15 protein-coding genes and 1 riboswitch are annotated in these 15,552 nt (G+C 67.3%); of the genes, 4 read left to right on the top strand and 11 right to left on the bottom strand.

Annotated elements, in window-relative coordinates; all coding sequences use genetic code 11:
* Positions 1 to 13: 13 nt before the first annotated feature.
* On the bottom strand, positions 14 to 1,327 hold the full coding sequence (locus N2K98_RS14130; RefSeq protein WP_255864938.1) for an MFS transporter: 1,314 nt from the start codon (positions 1,325 to 1,327) through the stop codon (positions 14 to 16).
* Between the two features lie 206 nt (positions 1,328 to 1,533).
* Here N2K98_RS14130 and N2K98_RS14135 point away from each other — a divergent pair, with 206 nt between their 5' ends.
* Positions 1,534 to 2,184 carry a CGNR zinc finger domain-containing protein gene (locus tag N2K98_RS14135; protein ID WP_255864937.1) on the top strand — a complete coding sequence of 217 codons (651 nt, stop codon included), beginning with the start codon at positions 1,534 to 1,536 and terminating at the stop codon, positions 2,182 to 2,184.
* A gap of 31 nt (positions 2,185 to 2,215) precedes the next feature.
* Here the strand turns inward: N2K98_RS14135 and paaZ are convergent, their stop codons facing one another.
* On the bottom strand, positions 2,216 to 4,291 hold the full coding sequence (gene paaZ, locus N2K98_RS14140; protein WP_255864936.1) for a phenylacetic acid degradation bifunctional protein PaaZ: 2,076 nt from the start codon (positions 4,289 to 4,291) through the stop codon (positions 2,216 to 2,218).
* A 238-nt stretch (positions 4,292 to 4,529) separates the two neighbouring features.
* Between paaZ and N2K98_RS14145 the strand changes: the two genes are divergently transcribed.
* Positions 4,530 to 5,525: an SGNH/GDSL hydrolase family protein gene (locus tag N2K98_RS14145; protein WP_255864935.1), complete on the top strand. Its 996-nt coding sequence runs from the start codon at positions 4,530 to 4,532 to the stop codon at positions 5,523 to 5,525.
* A 63-nt stretch (positions 5,526 to 5,588) separates the two neighbouring features.
* Here N2K98_RS14145 and N2K98_RS14150 read toward each other — a convergent pair whose 3' ends face one another.
* From N2K98_RS14150 to N2K98_RS14160, 3 genes are all read right to left on the bottom strand, one after another.
* Complete coding sequence (locus N2K98_RS14150) at positions 5,589 to 6,971, bottom strand: FAD-binding oxidoreductase (protein ID WP_255864934.1); 1,383 nt, start codon at positions 6,969 to 6,971, stop codon at positions 5,589 to 5,591.
* A 112-nt stretch (positions 6,972 to 7,083) separates the two neighbouring features.
* Positions 7,084 to 8,151, bottom strand: coding sequence for an ATP-dependent DNA ligase (locus tag N2K98_RS14155; protein WP_255864933.1), 1,068 nt, complete (start codon positions 8,149 to 8,151; stop codon positions 7,084 to 7,086).
* Between the two features lie 10 nt (positions 8,152 to 8,161).
* Positions 8,162 to 8,713, bottom strand: a complete 552-nt coding sequence (locus N2K98_RS14160; protein WP_255864932.1) for an RBBP9/YdeN family alpha/beta hydrolase — start codon at positions 8,711 to 8,713, stop codon at positions 8,162 to 8,164.
* 72 nt (positions 8,714 to 8,785) lie between these two features.
* Between N2K98_RS14160 and N2K98_RS14165 the strand changes: the two genes are divergently transcribed.
* Positions 8,786 to 9,805, top strand: a complete 1,020-nt coding sequence (locus N2K98_RS14165) for an LLM class flavin-dependent oxidoreductase (RefSeq protein ID WP_255864931.1) — start codon at positions 8,786 to 8,788, stop codon at positions 9,803 to 9,805.
* A gap of 409 nt (positions 9,806 to 10,214) precedes the next feature.
* Here N2K98_RS14165 and N2K98_RS14170 read toward each other — a convergent pair whose 3' ends face one another.
* Together N2K98_RS14170 and N2K98_RS14175 are read right to left on the bottom strand one after the other, a co-directional pair.
* The gene (locus tag N2K98_RS14170) at positions 10,215 to 10,727 is read right to left on the bottom strand and encodes a universal stress protein (RefSeq protein WP_255864930.1); all 513 of its coding nucleotides are present in this window, start codon (positions 10,725 to 10,727) and stop codon (positions 10,215 to 10,217) included.
* Positions 10,728 to 10,836: 109 nt separating this feature from the next.
* A complete protein-coding gene (locus N2K98_RS14175; RefSeq protein ID WP_255864929.1) occupies positions 10,837 to 11,109 on the bottom strand; it encodes a hypothetical protein in 273 nt (90 codons plus the stop codon).
* A 103-nt stretch (positions 11,110 to 11,212) separates the two neighbouring features.
* A riboswitch (SAM riboswitch) is annotated at positions 11,213 to 11,345 on the top strand.
* A gap of 15 nt (positions 11,346 to 11,360) precedes the next feature.
* Here N2K98_RS14175 and N2K98_RS14180 point away from each other — a divergent pair.
* Positions 11,361 to 11,765 carry a hypothetical protein gene (locus tag N2K98_RS14180; protein ID WP_255796873.1) on the top strand — a complete coding sequence of 135 codons (405 nt, stop codon included), beginning with the start codon at positions 11,361 to 11,363 and terminating at the stop codon, positions 11,763 to 11,765.
* Between the two features lie 74 nt (positions 11,766 to 11,839).
* Here N2K98_RS14180 and N2K98_RS14185 read toward each other — a convergent pair whose 3' ends face one another.
* Genes N2K98_RS14185 through N2K98_RS14200 form a run of 4 tightly spaced genes read right to left on the bottom strand, consistent with a single transcriptional unit; the run spans position 11,840 to position 15,520 of the window.
* Positions 11,840 to 12,604, bottom strand: coding sequence for a CPBP family intramembrane glutamic endopeptidase (locus N2K98_RS14185; RefSeq protein WP_255864928.1), 765 nt, complete (start codon positions 12,602 to 12,604; stop codon positions 11,840 to 11,842).
* 42 nt (positions 12,605 to 12,646) lie between these two features.
* Positions 12,647 to 13,528 carry an NAD(P)H-hydrate dehydratase gene (locus tag N2K98_RS14190; RefSeq protein WP_255796871.1) on the bottom strand — a complete coding sequence of 294 codons (882 nt, stop codon included), beginning with the start codon at positions 13,526 to 13,528 and terminating at the stop codon, positions 12,647 to 12,649.
* The gene (locus tag N2K98_RS14195) at positions 13,509 to 14,249 is read right to left on the bottom strand and encodes a histidine phosphatase family protein (protein ID WP_255864927.1); all 741 of its coding nucleotides are present in this window, start codon (positions 14,247 to 14,249) and stop codon (positions 13,509 to 13,511) included. The genes N2K98_RS14190 and N2K98_RS14195 overlap by 20 nt, the downstream gene beginning before the upstream one ends.
* A 38-nt stretch (positions 14,250 to 14,287) precedes the next feature.
* On the bottom strand, positions 14,288 to 15,520 hold the full coding sequence (locus N2K98_RS14200; RefSeq protein WP_255864926.1) for an MFS transporter: 1,233 nt from the start codon (positions 15,518 to 15,520) through the stop codon (positions 14,288 to 14,290).
* Positions 15,521 to 15,552 lie beyond the last annotated feature (32 nt).

The following is a 15,552-nucleotide window of genomic DNA, read 5'->3' on the forward strand; positions in this document are numbered from 1 at the left end:
GGCGGCCGGGAGGTTAGGCGGCGGCCGGGGCAGGGATGGCGCGGAGCCGCAGGAACGCCGGGGTGAGCATCGGAACCGCGGAGACCACCAGCCCGAGGGCGCCGATCAGGACGCCGGCACGGACCCCTAGCGTTTCGCCGACGACGCCGGCAAGCAGGGCGCCCAGCGGAATCGAGCCGTACATCACCTGGGTATAGGCGCCGGCGGACCGCGTGAGTTCATCCCTGGGTATCAACTGCTGACGCATCGTCAGGGAGTAGATATTGGCGTTGCCCTCCCCGATGCCCCGCAGCAGCATGACCGCAGCAATGACAGCTGCCAGAGTCCACCCGGTGACCGGCCAGACCGGCAGCAGCAGCGGCACCGCGCAGGACAGCACCAGCGAAACGGCGAAGGCCGGACCCAGGCCTGCTTTGTCGGCCAGGCGGAGCGCTGTCAGCGTGCCGAGCAGTCCGCCGACACCGGCCGCGGCCAGCGCCAGGCCGTACGCACCAACACCGACGTCCTGCTGCTGCACCGCCCAGAGAATCAGGTTCAGCATCAGGATCTGTTCCGCCGCGTTGTAGGTGGCCGCATGGACGGTCAGGGCGCGCAGATGGCGGTCACCGAACAGGATCCTCAGTCCGGTGAGGAGCGTGGGCCGCTTCTGCTGGGCTGAGCCCGGAACCGCGTTCGGGTTCTCCTCCCCCGCAGGCATCGAGGCCCTAGGCGCCGGAGCCACCGCAACGGAACGTTGTTTCCGGGGGCGGCTCGAAGCCACTCCTACAGCCGAAGCCAGATGTCCAAGCATGGTGGCGATCAAGGCGCCGGGAGCACCCACCGCCGAGACCAGCAGGCCGGCCAACCCGGGGCCGCTGATTTCCGTAACGGTTCGAGTGGCTTGGACGGCACGGTTGGCCGGCGCGAGGTCCTGATCCACAACGAGGGCGGGGACAAAGGCGAAGGCCGATAACCCGAAGATCAGGGCGCAACAGCCGCTGAGGAACGTGACTGCTGCCAGCAGGGGGACGCTGAGCCATCCCCCTGCCCAGGCCAGCGGAATCTGCGCCAGGATCACGCATTGGGCAATATCGGCCGCCACCATGGAGCGCCGCTGGTCCCTCCCCTGCAGGAGATGGCCGGCCACCAGCGAGAACAGCAGGTACGGCAGGGTGCCGGCTGCAGCGACAACGCTGACGCCCGCCGGACCGGCATCGAGGGCGATGGCCGTGACCAGCGGGATCGCGATGCCGGTGACCTGGGCCCCGGCACTGGCAGCGCCCTGCCCCAGCCAGTAGCGGCGGAAACTGCGGTCGGTGCGCAGCAGCACCCAGCTTGGGTCCTTCACGCCGCGGCCTCCGGCTGCACGGCGCCTGCGGACGTGAAGGGCAATAATGAAGGCATGTGCCGGATACGGAGACTCGCTGCGGCGCGGAAGCGCGCCAGGCCGTCGCGACGCCCAGAAGCCCTCAATCGAGCTGATGCGTGCATAGCTGGGTCCCCCGTCGGTTTGTCCTCTTCCGCTGCTCCGGCATACGTTACCGGCAATCGACTATGAGCGGTAACACTTTTGAAGGGCGAATCCCCTCGGACAGCGGATACCCGGAGCCGGGCGGGCGCGCACCGGCCCCTGCTCCCCTGCGACTCCTCCAGGTCTTCGTCAATACTGTTGACCGGGAGGCCGGGGAGGACGCCCTACTCAACCCTGTTGATCTGGCTGACTGGCTGGCCAGCTATGGTCTGGTCGAGGCAGGCACCCCGGCTACGACCGACGATCTTGCCTTGGCGCTCGACCTTCGGGAGGGGCTGCGCTCCCTCTTCCTCACGCACCACGACGGCGGGCACACGGAAGGTGCGGACGACGACGGCAGCCATCCGCACGGCGCTCCAGCACCCGACGTCGTCAACGGCCTGCAGCGCCTCGACCGTGCGCTGAAGCAGCTTCCCGTTCGGGTCGCGGTCTTCGGAGGGGTTCCGCGCGTCGAGCCGGTGCCCCAGCCTCCCGTGCGCACGGCACTCGCCCGCATCGGAGCCGTCCTGGTCCATGCCGATCCGGCCCAGCTGCAGCGCCTGAAAGCGTGCCGGCGGGACGTCTGCCGCTGGGTCTTCTTCGATAGTTCACGCAACCGCGGCGGAACCTGGTGCGCCATGGAGATCTGCGGCGCCCGCAGCAAGATGCAGGCCTACCGAAAACGGAATACCTAGCCCGGACTCCTACCCCGACACCTTCGGGGACTTACTTCTCCACCAGGGTCAGCACATCGTAGGTGGCTACCAGTTCATCGTCCTGGTTGGTCAGCACGGCATCCCAGGCCACCTCGCCGTACTCGTCAGTTTCACGCGGCGTGATCTTCTTGGCGGTCAGCGTCACGCGGATGGAGTCCCCCGCGGCCACCGGCGTGAGGAACCGCAGGTTTTCCAGCCCGTAGTTGGCCAGCACCGGCCCCGGCGCCGGATCCACGAACAGGCCCGCACCCCAGGACAGCAGCAGGTAGCCGTGGGCCACGATGCCCGGGAAGAACGGATTTGCCTCCGCCGCTGCAGCGTCCGTGTGGGCGTAGAACGTGTCCCCCGTCGTCTCCGCAAAGGCGGCAATGTCCTCGAGGGTGACTTCGCGCAGGTCGGACCGCACGGCGTCGCCCACCCGCAGCTCACTGAGCGGCTTACGGAACGGATGTCCGGCGTCGAACCGGCGGTCCGCGCCCGGATGCCAGATACCGGTGAGGCTGGTGAGCATGTTGGGTGAGCCCTGCACTGCGGTGCGCTGCATGTAGTGCCGGACGGCTCGGATGCCGCCCAGCTCCTCGCCGCCGCCGGCGCGGCCCGGCCCGCCGTGCACCAGATGCGGCACCGGTGAACCGTGCCCCGTGGAACTCCGGGCGTCTTCGCGGTTCAGGAACAACACCCGCCCGTGGTGTCCGGCGATGCCGGTCAGCATTTCGCGGGCCACCTCCGGGTCATTGGTGCAGACGGTTGCCACCAGCGACCCTCCGCCCCGCGCGGCCAGCCGGACGGCGTCGGCGACGTCGGTGTAGCCCACCACCGAGGCCACGGGCCCGAAGGCTTCGATATTGTGCAGGGCATCCGCGTCACTTTCCGGCCAGGTCAGCAGCAGCGGCTCCATAAAGGCGCCGTCCGGCGAGGTTCCCTCGCTTCCGTCGGCGCGTACGACGCCGGGGGCGTCCAGCGATCCCAGCGCCAGCTGCGCGCCGGCCGCCAGCATCCGCTGCACCGCCTCCCGGACGCCGTCGAGCTGCTCCCGGGAGGCCAGGGCACCCATTGTCACGTTTTCGGCGCGCGGATCGCCCAGAACTACGCGCCCGCGGATGCGCTCCCCGGCGGCGGCAACCACGTCATCGACCAGCCCGGCCGGAACAATGGCGCGGCGGATGGCGGTGCATTTCTGGCCGGCCTTGGCGGTGATTTCGGTGACCAGCGAGCGGATGAAGGCGTCGAACTCGGGGGTGCCCGGAACGGCGTCCGGACCAAGGAGTGCCGCGTTCAGCGAATCCGTTTCCGCGGTGAAGCGGACTCCGCCGACGGCGATCTGCGGATGCGCGCGCAGGCGTTCGGCGGTGGACGCCGAGCCGGTGAAGGAGACCATGTCCCGGTAATCCAGGTGGTCCGGGAGGTCCCGTGCGGAGCCGGAGATCAGCTGGAGGGATCCGGCCGGAAGGATGCCCGAGTCCACGATCATCCGCATGGCAGCCGCCGTGATGTACCCCGTGGGGGTGGCGGGCTTGACGATGCTCGGCACCCCGGCGAGGAACGCCGGAGCCAGCTTTTCCAGCATGCCCCAGACCGGGAAGTTGAAGGCGTTGATCTGCACTGCAACGCCCGGGATCCGGCTATAGATGTGCTCACCCAGGAACGAGCCGTCCTTGGCGAGCTGCTCCACGGCGCCGTCGACGATCACGGTGGAGTTCGGCAGTTCCCGGCGGCCCTTGGAACCGTAGGCAAACAGGACCCCGATCCCGCCGTCGATGTCCACCAGCGAATCCGTCCGCGTGGCGCCGCTGCGGGCGGAGACGGCATACAGCTCCTCGCGCTGCGCATTGAGGTGCATTGCGAGTTCCTTGAGGAGCAGGGCCCGCTGGTGGAAGGTGGATTTCCCCAGTTCTGCCTGCCCTACGGTTCGGGCATAGTCAACGGCGCCGGCGGTATCCAGTCCGTCGCTGCTGACCAGTGCCAACAGCTCACCGGTGCTGGCATCGTGCACTTCGGTGCCGCGTGCCCCGGCGGGATCCGGAGTCCACCAGGCACCCCGGACGTAGCTGGGAACGGTTTCGACGTCGATGGCAGTTGCCGTCATTTCGGTGCCTTTCGAGACGGGAAGAAACCGCAGCCGCTCTCCTGCAGGCATCCTGGCCGCCGGATTACTGACCATGCGGTCGGTATATCGCCAGCCTAGCCGAAAGTGGTCCGGTCCACACCGGTTGGACTTTTAATACTGCCGCGGTGCCGCAACGGCGTACTGCTGTTGCCGCTGGCCCCTCCCTGCGACAAACTTCTGCCCTCGAACGTTTGCAATACCCCCGCTAAGGAGCACGATGATGAGCCCCAAACCGTTGCTGTTCCGACGTCTGGCTGTCCTGGCCCTGACCACCGTCGCCCTTCTGGCCGGAGGCACTGCCCCGGCCACTGCCGGCGGCGCCCATGGATCCGATTCCCGCGGCGGGCACGGGCATGGAGGCGGGTACGGCGGCGGGCACGGGCATGGAGGCGGGTACGGCGGCGGGCACGGGCATGGAGGCGGGTACGGCGGCGGGCACGGTCAGGGGAACCGCAGTGTCGACTACGTCGCGTTCGGCGACTCCTATGCCTCCGGCGTCGGCGGCGGACCCGAGCTGGATGCGTGCCGCCGCACCGCGCAGGGCTACCCCGCGCTTCTGGACGCCCTGGACCGGGTGGAGCTGGACGGTAATGTCACTTGTTCGGGCGCCACTGCCCTCACCACCCCGCTCGACGCTCCGGTGGACCTTCCCGAGCAGATCGACGACGCCGCTGCCCGGGGTCTGCTGAATCGAAGGACGGACACCGTCACGGTGACCATCGGCGGCGATGACCTCCGGTTCGCTTCCGTGATACTCGCCTGTGCCGGGCCGCAGCTGCCGGCCACCTGTGCCCCGGCCATCGACTCCGCTGTCGCCTATGCACAGACCGTCCTGGCACCGCAGCTGGCAGCGGAGTTTGCCCGGATCACGGGACTGGCTCCGAGGGCAACCCTGGTGGTGACCGGGTATCCGTACCTGTTTGAAGCCGGAACCCCCGGACCGATCAGTACCGAGGCGCAGACTCTCCTGAACCAGGGAACCGACGCCTTGAACGCGGTCATCGCGGATCAGGTCCCGGACAGCGGGGTGTTCGTGGACGTCGTGGACGAGTTCGCCGGGCACGGTGTCGGTTCCGCCGATCCCTGGATCATCTTCGAGGGCGGCCCGTTGGACCTGCACCCCACGGAAACGGGTTACAGGGAGGGCTACACCGCGGCCATCCTCGAGGACGCAGGCAGCGAGTTCGGGGTCGGCTGCAGGGGACGGCGCTAGGCGCAGCGTTGGCGGCCCTCCCCGTCTGGCCTTCGCCGGCGGCCCGGGCTTCGGAAGCCGCTGTCAGGAGACCGGCAGCGGAACCGCGTGGCCGAACCGGAAGAGGTTCTGCGGATCGTAGGCGGCCTTGGTTGCCTGCAGCCGCGCGAAAACTTCCGCATCCCATGCAGGCTGGGCACCTGCCTCCGTGCGTGCCGGTCCGCGGAGGTTGACCAGCGCACCCGCAACGTAGGGGCCGACGACGACGTCGAGCCGATCCAGGGCCGCTGCTGTGGCGTCCGCAGCCGGCGGAACGTTGAGTCCCACGGAGTAGAGGTTGAAGCCTGCCTCCCGGCCGGACACCGCATCCTCGAACGGAGGATCCAGGGCCAGTGATCCGCCCATCAACCGGAGTTCCGTCATCATCAGCGGAGTATGCGATCCCGGCCCCACCTGGCCCAGCAAACCCGCCGCCAGTTCATCGGGCAACTCGGCCAGCAGGGTTCCGCGGTCCAGGCTGGGCACCGGTTCGTCCGGATCCATGTGGATGCTTCCCACTGCCCCGTAGTCCATCGGTCCGGCGGTATCCATGAAGGGCGCGGATACATGCCGCATGGGTTCCAGCAGAGTGTCGCCCTCTTCCCGGCTGCCGAACACCGCGAACCGCAGGTGCACCGGCGAGGTACCGCGCAGTTCCTCGGGCAGGAACGGGACGTCCGGCAGGTGCAGGAAGGCCAGGGACGCTGAAACATCCGTCGGCAGCTGGGGTGTCCAGGCGCGGAACGCAGCGAGGACCTCCGTACCGGCATCTTCCGGGTACATAATGCCGCCGCCGTAAAACTCCCGGAACGGAGTCAGACCAAGCGTCATGGACGTGATGACGCCGAAATTGCCCTTGCCGCCGCGCAGCGCAGCGAACAATCCGGCATCTTCGGCGTTGCCTGCTTCGAGGTGCCTCAGACTGCCGTCGGGAGTGACAACATCCATGGCCTGCACATGGTCGCTGGCGAATCCCAGTGCCCGGCCCATCAGCGGCAACCCTCCGCCGGAAGCATAGCCCGTCACTCCCACGGTTCCGGAGGAGCCGTGCGGGCCTGTAAGCCCCAGCAGCACGGTCTCCTCCAGCACCGCGCGCCAGCGGACACCGGCGCCCACGGTGACCGTGCCGGCGTCGGGGTCCACTGCCAGGTCCTGCAGCCGGGACGTGTTGATCAGCAGGCCCTCGTCCATCGCGGCCGCGGCACCGTGGCCGGTCGCCTGGATCCCGACAGGGATACCGCGCTCAGCCGCCCAGCGGACGGCATTCTGTACATCCTCGACGCCGGCTGCACCGAGCACCGCATCGGGACGCTGGACCACCGAGGGGTTGAAGCCGGCAGTGTCGACGGCGAACCCCGGACCCCCGGGACTGTTCAGCGGGCCGTGGACAACCCTGCGGAGGGTTTCAAGGTCGGCATCCTGGATCATCTTCGACTCCTTGGCTGGGCAGGTGTCCGCGGCCGCCGGGTCCGCTGACCGGAGAGTGCTGCCAGCAAATGCTAGGCGTCGCGGACCTTCCCTGCCTAGCCCCGCCGGAAAATCAGCTCCCCAGCACCTCCGCCAGGTCGAACTTCACCGGCTCCTCCAGCTGCCCATAGGTGCACGATTCGGGCGTGCGGTCCTGCCGCCAGCGGGAAAACTGGGCCACATGGCGGAACCGCTCCCCCTCCATGTGGTCGTAGCGCACCTCCACCACCCGTTCCGGGCGCAGCGGCACGAAGGAAAAGTCCTTTTTCCCGCTCCAGCGGCTGCCTTCGGAGTTGCGCGGGGTGCGGTTGCCCTTCTCCTGCTCCCCTTCGGCCCAGGGGTGTCCGTCCTCGACGGCGACCAGCGGCTGGAGTTCCTCGAACAGTTCGCGTCGGCGGTCCATCGAGAAGGAACTTGCGGCGCCCACGTTCACCAGCACGCCGTCGTCGTTGTAAAGGCCGAGTAGCAGGGAGCCGATCAGATCGGGGCCGGACTTATGCACCCGGTAGCCGGCGAGCACGCAGTCGGCGGTGCGTTCGTGCTTGAGCTTGGCCATGGTGCGCTTGTTCGGTGCGTACGGGCCGGCGAGGGGTTTGGCCACCACACCGTCCAGGCCTGCCCCTTCAAAGCGTCCGAACCAGTCCTGTGCCAGGTCGGCGTCGTCGGTGGCGGCGGTGACGGACACCGGTGCCTGCGCCGTTTTCAGCGCCTGGACCAGGGCCTCCCGGCGTTCGGAGAACGGCCGGTCCCGGTAGTCGACGTCGCCCAGGGCCAGCAGGTCGAACGCCACGAACCGCGCCGGGGTTTCTTCCGCGAGCAGTTTCACCCTGCTGGCGGCGGGATGGATCCGCTGCTGCAGCAGTTCGAAGTCCAACCGTTTGCCGTCCGGGGCCACCATAACTATCTCGCCGTCCAGTACGCACCGCTCCGGCAGGTTCTGCCGAAGGGCTTCGACGAGTTCGGGGAAGTACCGCGTCATCGGCTTTTCGTTGCGGGAGCCGATCTCGACGTCGTCGCCGTCCCGGAAGATGATGGACCGGAATCCGTCCCATTTGGGTTCGTACAGGTAGTCCCCGCGGGGCAGGGCGCTGACGGATTTGGCCAGCATCGGGGCAATCGGGGGCATCACTGGAAGGTCCATGTGCCCATTCTTATCCGAGTGCGGCCGGTTCCCCCAGCCCTGCGGTGAAGGCCGTGAGCAGGTCGCGGCCCTGCTGCCAGTAGCCCACTCCGCTCTTTTCGTTGATGTGGGCGAGTTCACCGGCATCAATAACGGGCACTTTCCAGGCGGCAGCGATGCTTTGGGCGGCAGGGAGCGCGCAGTACGGATCGCTCTGGCTGGCGATCAACAGGCCGGGCACGGGCAGCTCCTGCAGCCGCGGATTCCGGAACGTTCCGACCACTTCCGGAAAGGACGCGGCAACCGGATCCGGCGGGCTGACCAGGAACACTCCGCGGGCGCCGTCGGGGTTGCGATGCAGCCATTCCACCGCAGCCAGGCAGCCCAAACTGTGGGCCACAAGGACTGTCTGCCCGTTCCGGGCTCCGGCGGCCCGGTCCAGCGCGGCCATCCAATCCTCCAGTTCGGGTTCATCCCACGATGAAGGCGCGATGCGGGTGACGTTCGGCAGGTCCGCCTCCCAGCGGCTCTGCCACTGCTCCGGTGGCGAGCCCTGATAGCCCGGGACAATGGTGATATGCACTGTGCCTGCATCCTTTCGCTGGTGCCGCATGTGAGCGGGAATACTGCCGACGTTTCCGGCGCTGGAGTTCGTATGAAGAAAATAGGGTTCTTGTCCTTCGGACATTACCGGAATGCCGTGGGATCAATGACTCCCAGCGCGCAGGACGCAATACTGCAGCAGATTGAACTGACGGTCGCCGCCGAGGAAATCGGCGTCGACGGCGCGTACATGCGGGTGCACCACTTCGCCCCGCAGTTCTCCGCCCCCTTCCCCATGCTCGCCGCCATGGCGGCTCGGACCAGCCGGATCGAGCTGGGCACGGGAGTGATCGACATGCGCTATATGAATCCGCTGGCGATGGCAGAAGATGCCGCAGTGGCGGACCTGATCAGCGGCGGCAGGCTGCAGCTCGGCATCAGCCGGGGATCCCCCGAGCCTGCCCTGCGCGGTTACGAGTCCTTCGGCTACGTTCCCGGCCCGGATTCCTCCGACGCCGAGATGGCCCGGCAGCACACCGAAGTGTTCCGAGCCGCCATTGCCGGCGCCGGAGTGGCACAGGCTGATCCGGCGATGACCGGCAGCACCGGCGCCATGGCCATTGACCCGCTGTCCCCCGGATTGCCGGAGCGGATCTGGTGGGGGTCCGGGACCCGGGCCACCGCCAAGTGGACCGGCGAGCAGGGCATGAACCTGATGAGCTCCACGCTCCTGACCGAGGACACGGGGGTTCCGTTCGACCAGCTCCAGGCCGAGCAGATCGCGGTGTACCGGAAGGCGTGGGCCGACGCCGGACATCAGGGCACCCCGCGGGTGTCCGTCAGCCGCAGCATCATTCCGCTGGTGACCGGGCAGGACCGGCACTACTTCGGGCTGCGGGCACAGGCCGAAGGACGGGACCAGGTGGGCCACCTCGACGGCGGCTTAGCTCGGTTCGGCAAGAGCTACATCGGTGAACCCGACGTTATTGCTGCGGAATTGGCCGCGGACGCCGCGGTGCAGGAAGCCGACACCGTCCTCGTGACCGTGCCGAACCAGCTGGGCGTGGAGTACAACGCGCATCTGCTGGAGAGCATCGTGAAGCTTGTGGCGCCGGGGGCCGGCTGGCGGTAAGTCTCGTCCCTGGGCCGGGTCCGCTGGGTCCGCGGTTCGCGGGGTCCGTCGGGTCCGCCCGGTCCGCCGGGTCCGCCCCCTGCGGGGCTGGAACGGCGGCAACGAAATTCCCCGCTCGCAGAGCTCGCGGGGAATATTAAAGCCGCCTTCCTCCAGCCCCTCCGGTGGCGGGTTTGGCTCCCAGCGCACCTTCGTCCAGCCCCACAGTGGCGGGGAGCGTCTCAGCCAGGTCACACCGTCTCCCGCCAGCCCTTCCGGCGGCGGGGATGACCAAGGCACAGGAGGGGGGAACGGCAGGTCCGGGGCCTGCTGGCTCCGCTAGGCTTCAGCGCTACCCACCCATTCTCGGGCGTCCAGTTCTGCCATCCTCCGGTACAGAGTGGCCCGTGACATTGCTCATTCGGCCAGCCTATTCCTCCCTTTTCCACGGTAGGTCGGCATCGTCGATGACCGGGTGTAGCGGGACCATCACAACCGGACGGCGTTGGTGGTGGGCGAGATGCACCGCAACGGAGCCGTTGAGAAACTTTTCAACTTCACCCCGGACACCGGATTCGCGCGTGCCGACGACAATCATGACCGCGTCCAGCTCGTCGGCCAGCCGGGCAAGCTCCTGCCCCGGACCACCCGCCAGCGCACGGACAGACCATTTCACGGGCCGCGGGTCTAAGATTCCCGCGATCTCTGCACGCAGCCCGGGATCAAAAACCTCGGTCTTTTCAAAGGGCCGGTCCGGGTCGATGGGTACCGACACCACCGAGCCGTCGGGCCGTTCCTCGACCCTCTCAGTGGAGTCGTCTACATTGGCACAAACCAAATCCGCTCCGAAATGTTCGGCGAACGCTGCCGCTTCCTCAACCACCGCGGCAGCGGTATTCCCGATAACGACACCCACCAGAACCTGAGGCTTGGGGCTGGACATGATGTGGACTCCTTCGTGGGGGCCGTCGACGGATGCCAAAGGTCAGCCACTAGCGGGCTACCTCGGCGGCGTGGGCTTAGGCCTCATGTTCGGAAAGGACTAGCTGCCACTACCCTTCGAGCGGGTACACCGGATTCAGCGTTGAAAGCAGTTTGTACCTGGAAGTACCAGCCACACTATGCTCCCGGGGATTAATGGCTTCAGCAGGGACCAGACGCACCCACCCTTTGCCCGCCTCCGCCCGCGACGTGTCGGCATCAGCTATCGCGCGCAGCGCCTGGATCTTCTTTTCCGCTGCTTCCCAAATCTGCTCCTGGTCACCGACGGCGACGGCGACGATGAACCGTTCCCCTAACTTAAGAAGACGCTCCTCGCGAGCCATAGATTCGGCGTCTGCCTTACGCGCCCGCCGCCAAACGTCCACCAGGGCTCCGAAAACGGTCCCCTGTCGAAATGTCAGTGGCCTCCGCTAGAGTAGTTTTCAGCTTCACGAGATGTGGCCTCCGCCCGGTTCCCCGGGCACAAAAGCTCCGACTGGCCCCACACCAACCCCACTGTTCGGCGGGTGGTTCGGATGACGAAGCGGCCTGCTTCGTCCGTTGCAGGCAAGGACAACCTGTAAAGGAACCCACTGTGAGCATTTCCAGTGTCAGCAAATCCGGCCTCAGCAACTGCAGCGGCTTCGCCCCGGGCCACAACATCCATTGGATCCACCGACGCCGGCTCGAAGGCTGGGAGCAGTGGTCGGACGTCGAAGTCACGGCCGATCCGCAGCTGGACCTCATCTACCTGGTGTCCGAAGGCACCCAGCAGCTGATGTGGTTCCACAATGTTCGGGCCGTGGCCACCGCGCTTGAGGCCGCCGTCGACACCCCGCAGTGGTGCCAGCGCTATTCCACCCTCATGGTGCCGGGCGGATTCGATTCCGATGCCCGGAGCTCTTTTTTCTACTTGGCCCGGCCGGAGCGGGTGGTTCCATGCAACGGCTCCCTGGTGCGGGCACCGGAAACTGAGCGGATCGAAAAAGCCGGCTCCTAGCCGTTGGTTCTGCCCCGGGATCCGTGCGGATTCCGGGGCCGGGCAGGCCCTGTAGGCACCTCACGGCACGGTAGCTACTGCTGCAGCAGCTCCGGCGGCACGCTGTAGATGAGGATGACACCCAGCAGGTTTTTCGCGGCGTGCACACCGTAGGAAAGCATGAAGTTGTTTCCGGCCCAGACGTAGATGCCGACAAGAGTGACACCCATCGCCAGGTAAGGCATCAGGACCGGGAGGGACAGGGATTCCTTGCCCACAATGTGGATGGAGGCGAACAACAGGACCGACAGGATGCAGCAGCCCCAGAGATTCCAGTACCGGCTGAGTTTGCCGATCAGCAGGTGCCGGAAAATGTACTCCTCGACAAACGGTGCCAGCACCACCAGCAGCGGTACCACCAGCCAGGGCGACACGGACCCCACGAATCCCTCTACGGCTTCCTGGTTTACCGCCGTTTCGACCTGCCCGCTCAGCAGCGCCCCGATCATGGTGGCAATGAGCATGGCGATGACGCCGGCGGGAATCAGGGAAAGGGACAGCACCGGCCGGGTGGCTAGGATCTTCGTTTCCCGCACCACGTACGGCCGGGCCGCCAGGAAGGCCAGCAGACCGGCAACCCCGTAAAACGCCAGGTTCAGGACATAGGCGGCTGCAACCGGATCCGGAACCAGCATCACCAGGACAGGCATAACGAGTCCGGGCGCAAAGCTCAGGACCAGCAGGAACACTACGTAGAAGCCAGCTGCCACCGCGTCACGGCGAGTGAAACGGTAGGAAAGCCACGGGATTTGGGCCGCAGGGCGCCCCGACGGACCGGTCCGGTATTCGTTCGCTGTCATTACCTCAGGATATGGGCCGTTCTGCCGGGATACAGCCCCTCGCTAGCTCAACTCCGCGATCACCGGAGGCATGGCCTCGAGCAGTTCCCGTGCCAGGAAGCTGAGCGGGCCCCGCGAGGCGGAGAGCCGGTCCCCGCTCACCGCGTGCAGATACGTGCCCCAGCACGCTGCCTGTTCCGGCGTCGCACCGCGGGCAAGGAATCCGCCCACCGCACCGGCGAGGACATCCCCGGACCCGGAAGTACCCAGGCCCGAGTTCCCTGCCGGCACTTCCCAGCTCCTTCCGTCAGGCGCGGTAATGACGTTGTGCGCGCTGACCACCGCCGAGTATTTCCGTGCCACCTCCTTGGAGGCTTTCGGCAGGTCCAGGGAGTCTTCGTCTGCATCCTCGTCCTCGAGGAGGCGCAGGATTTCGGCACCATTCGGGGTCAGGACCAGCCGGCCGGCCAGGGTGTCGTAAAGTTCCGGCAGCCCGGGCAGCACGCCGAGGGCAAAGGCGTCCAGTACCACCTGGGTCTTTTCCCCGAGCAGCGGAACCACTGACCGCAAGAGCGCCGCAGCCTGCTCGGCGTCGTCCAGGCCGGGGCCGATGACCACTGCCGACGCCGTCGAAAGATCGGATTCGAGCAGCTTGCCGGCCGCACCGCCGTCAATTCCGCCGTCTTCCTCAGGCAGTCCCACCACTCCGGATTCGGGGATCGCCACGGCGACGGCGATCGCCGCCGATTCCGCCAAACCCATGGTCAGGCGGCCGGCGCCGACCCGCAGCCCGGCAAGCCCTGCCAGCATCACCGCTCCCGGAGTGCTCCGGGCGCCGCCGATCACCAGCACGGTGCCGCGGTCCTCCTTGCCGGAGGCCTCGGTGGAAAGCCGCCAGCCGCGCAGCAGCGCGGGGGTAACAAGCTCAGCGGGGGTGGATGTCATCAGTTTCTCCTGCATGTTCGGTGACCGGTGCTCCGCTGTCCTGCAGATGGAGCACGCTGTTGAAGGTGTGCAGCTTCCAGGGCCCGGTACCGGTTGGGCGCACCAGCCGGGTCACTGAGCCGTTCCGCACGCTGTTGGCGGCGGCGGTGTCCAGCAGTTCCTGCTCGCTCATCCGTTCCAGGACGTAGCGGATCAGCAGGATGACAGCGTCGTGGCAAACCACTGCCACACGCTTGCCGTCTTCCTCGTCGTCAAGGTCCCGGAACACCGAACGCAGCCGCAGGGCGACGTCGGCCCAGGACTCGCCGCCCGGCGGACGGTAGGCGAATTTCCCCAGCCAGGACCGGCGTTCGGCTTCCTCGGGATACCGCGCTGCGACGCCGGCGGAGGTCAGCAGGTCCAGGATCCCCAGTTCCCGGTCCCGCAGGCGCTCATCAACCCGCATGCCGCCCGTGAGGCCGGCCAGCCCCGCCAGTTCCGCCGTCTGCCGGGCCCGCAGGTAGGGCGAACACCAGACGGAGTCGGGCAGTTCCTTGGCGGGAAGCCCGGCAATCCAGCGGCCAAGCGCTGCAGCCTGCTGCTCGCCGTCGGGGCTGAGCGGGACGTCAGGGTCCCGCCAGGGAAGGTCAATACGTTCGGCGCCCTCGCGGCCCGCGCGGGTAGCGGCCACATTACCGGCGGATTCGCCGTGGCGGACCAGAATCAGTTCAGTTGCACCCATGCTCCGACTCTACCCGCCGGGCTCCTGAGGCAAAGGGCTCAGGTAGCGGAGCGGATATCCACCCTGCCGCCGTTGCGCACCGTGAACGTCAGGAGCAGGGCGACGGCGGCAAAGACCGCAAGCAGCATGAGGCCTACGAAATAGCTGCGGTTCGCCGGGTCATAGGTTGCCCCCATGACCAGGGGCGGGAAGTAACCGCCGAGCCCTCCGGCGGCGGCAATAATCCCGCCGACGGTACCTACGTCCTGCGCCGGAGCGGCACGGCCCACCCAGGCGAAGACTCCGCCGGTGCCCAGTCCCAGGAACAAGGCCATCAGGATGAACGCCGTACCGTAGACCTCCTCCTCCTCGGGCCGGAGGGCAACGATAACGGCCAGGACCGCCGTGCCGGCAAAGGATGCGAGCGTGACCAGCTTCGGCCCCACCTTGTCCGCGATGGTGCCGCCGATCGGGCGGGCGATGACGGCGGCCACGGCGAAGCCTGCGGTCCGGGTTCCTGCCGCAGTCGCGTCGTAATCGTAGACATTGCCCAGATACGTGGGCAGGTAATTGGAGAATGCCACAAACGCACCGAACACCACCCCGTACAGGAAGCACAGCTGCCAGGTGACGCGCAGGGTGAAGGCGTGGGTGATCTTCGGCAGCACCGGTTCCGTGGGTTTTGACCAGGCCGGGGATTCGCGCAGGATCAGCCAGCTCAGCACCGCCATGGCTGCGACGACGACGGCGATGGTGATGTGGGTGCCCATGTAGCCGACGGCGGCCACTAGCCGCGGGGTGAAGAACGCCGACACGGCCGTCCCCACCATGCCGGCCCCGAATACCCCAGTGGCGAAGCCTTTCCGGCTCCGTTCGTACCAGGCCGAGCAGAAGGGGATGCCGATGGCGAAGACGGTCCCGGCGATGCCCAGGAAGAACGCGATGACCACCAGGAACGGGAAGTTGCCCAACTGGCCGACGATTCCGGTGAGCAGCACCAGCGGCGCCGTCACCCCCAGGATCACGGTAAACATGACCCGGCCGCCGTAGCGGTCCGTCAGGGCGCCGACGGGGATCCGGGCCACCGAGCCGACCAGAATCGGCATGGCCACAAGGACCGAGGTTTGTCCGGCGCCCAGGTCCATGTCTGCGGCGTAGCGGCTGGAGAGCGGTCCGATGATCGTCCAGGCCCAGAACCCCACCGTGGAGGCAATGGTTGCCACGATCAGGTTCCGTAGCTGGCCGGACCGGAGGTCTGCGCCTGCGGCCGGAGGAGAAGATGCTGTGGACATGGGCTGCCTGCCTTCCGCCAGATGAACTCAGT

The organism is Arthrobacter jinronghuae, from assembly GCF_025244825.1.
GTDB classification, from domain to species: domain Bacteria; phylum Actinomycetota; class Actinomycetes; order Actinomycetales; family Micrococcaceae; genus Arthrobacter_B; species Arthrobacter_B jinronghuae.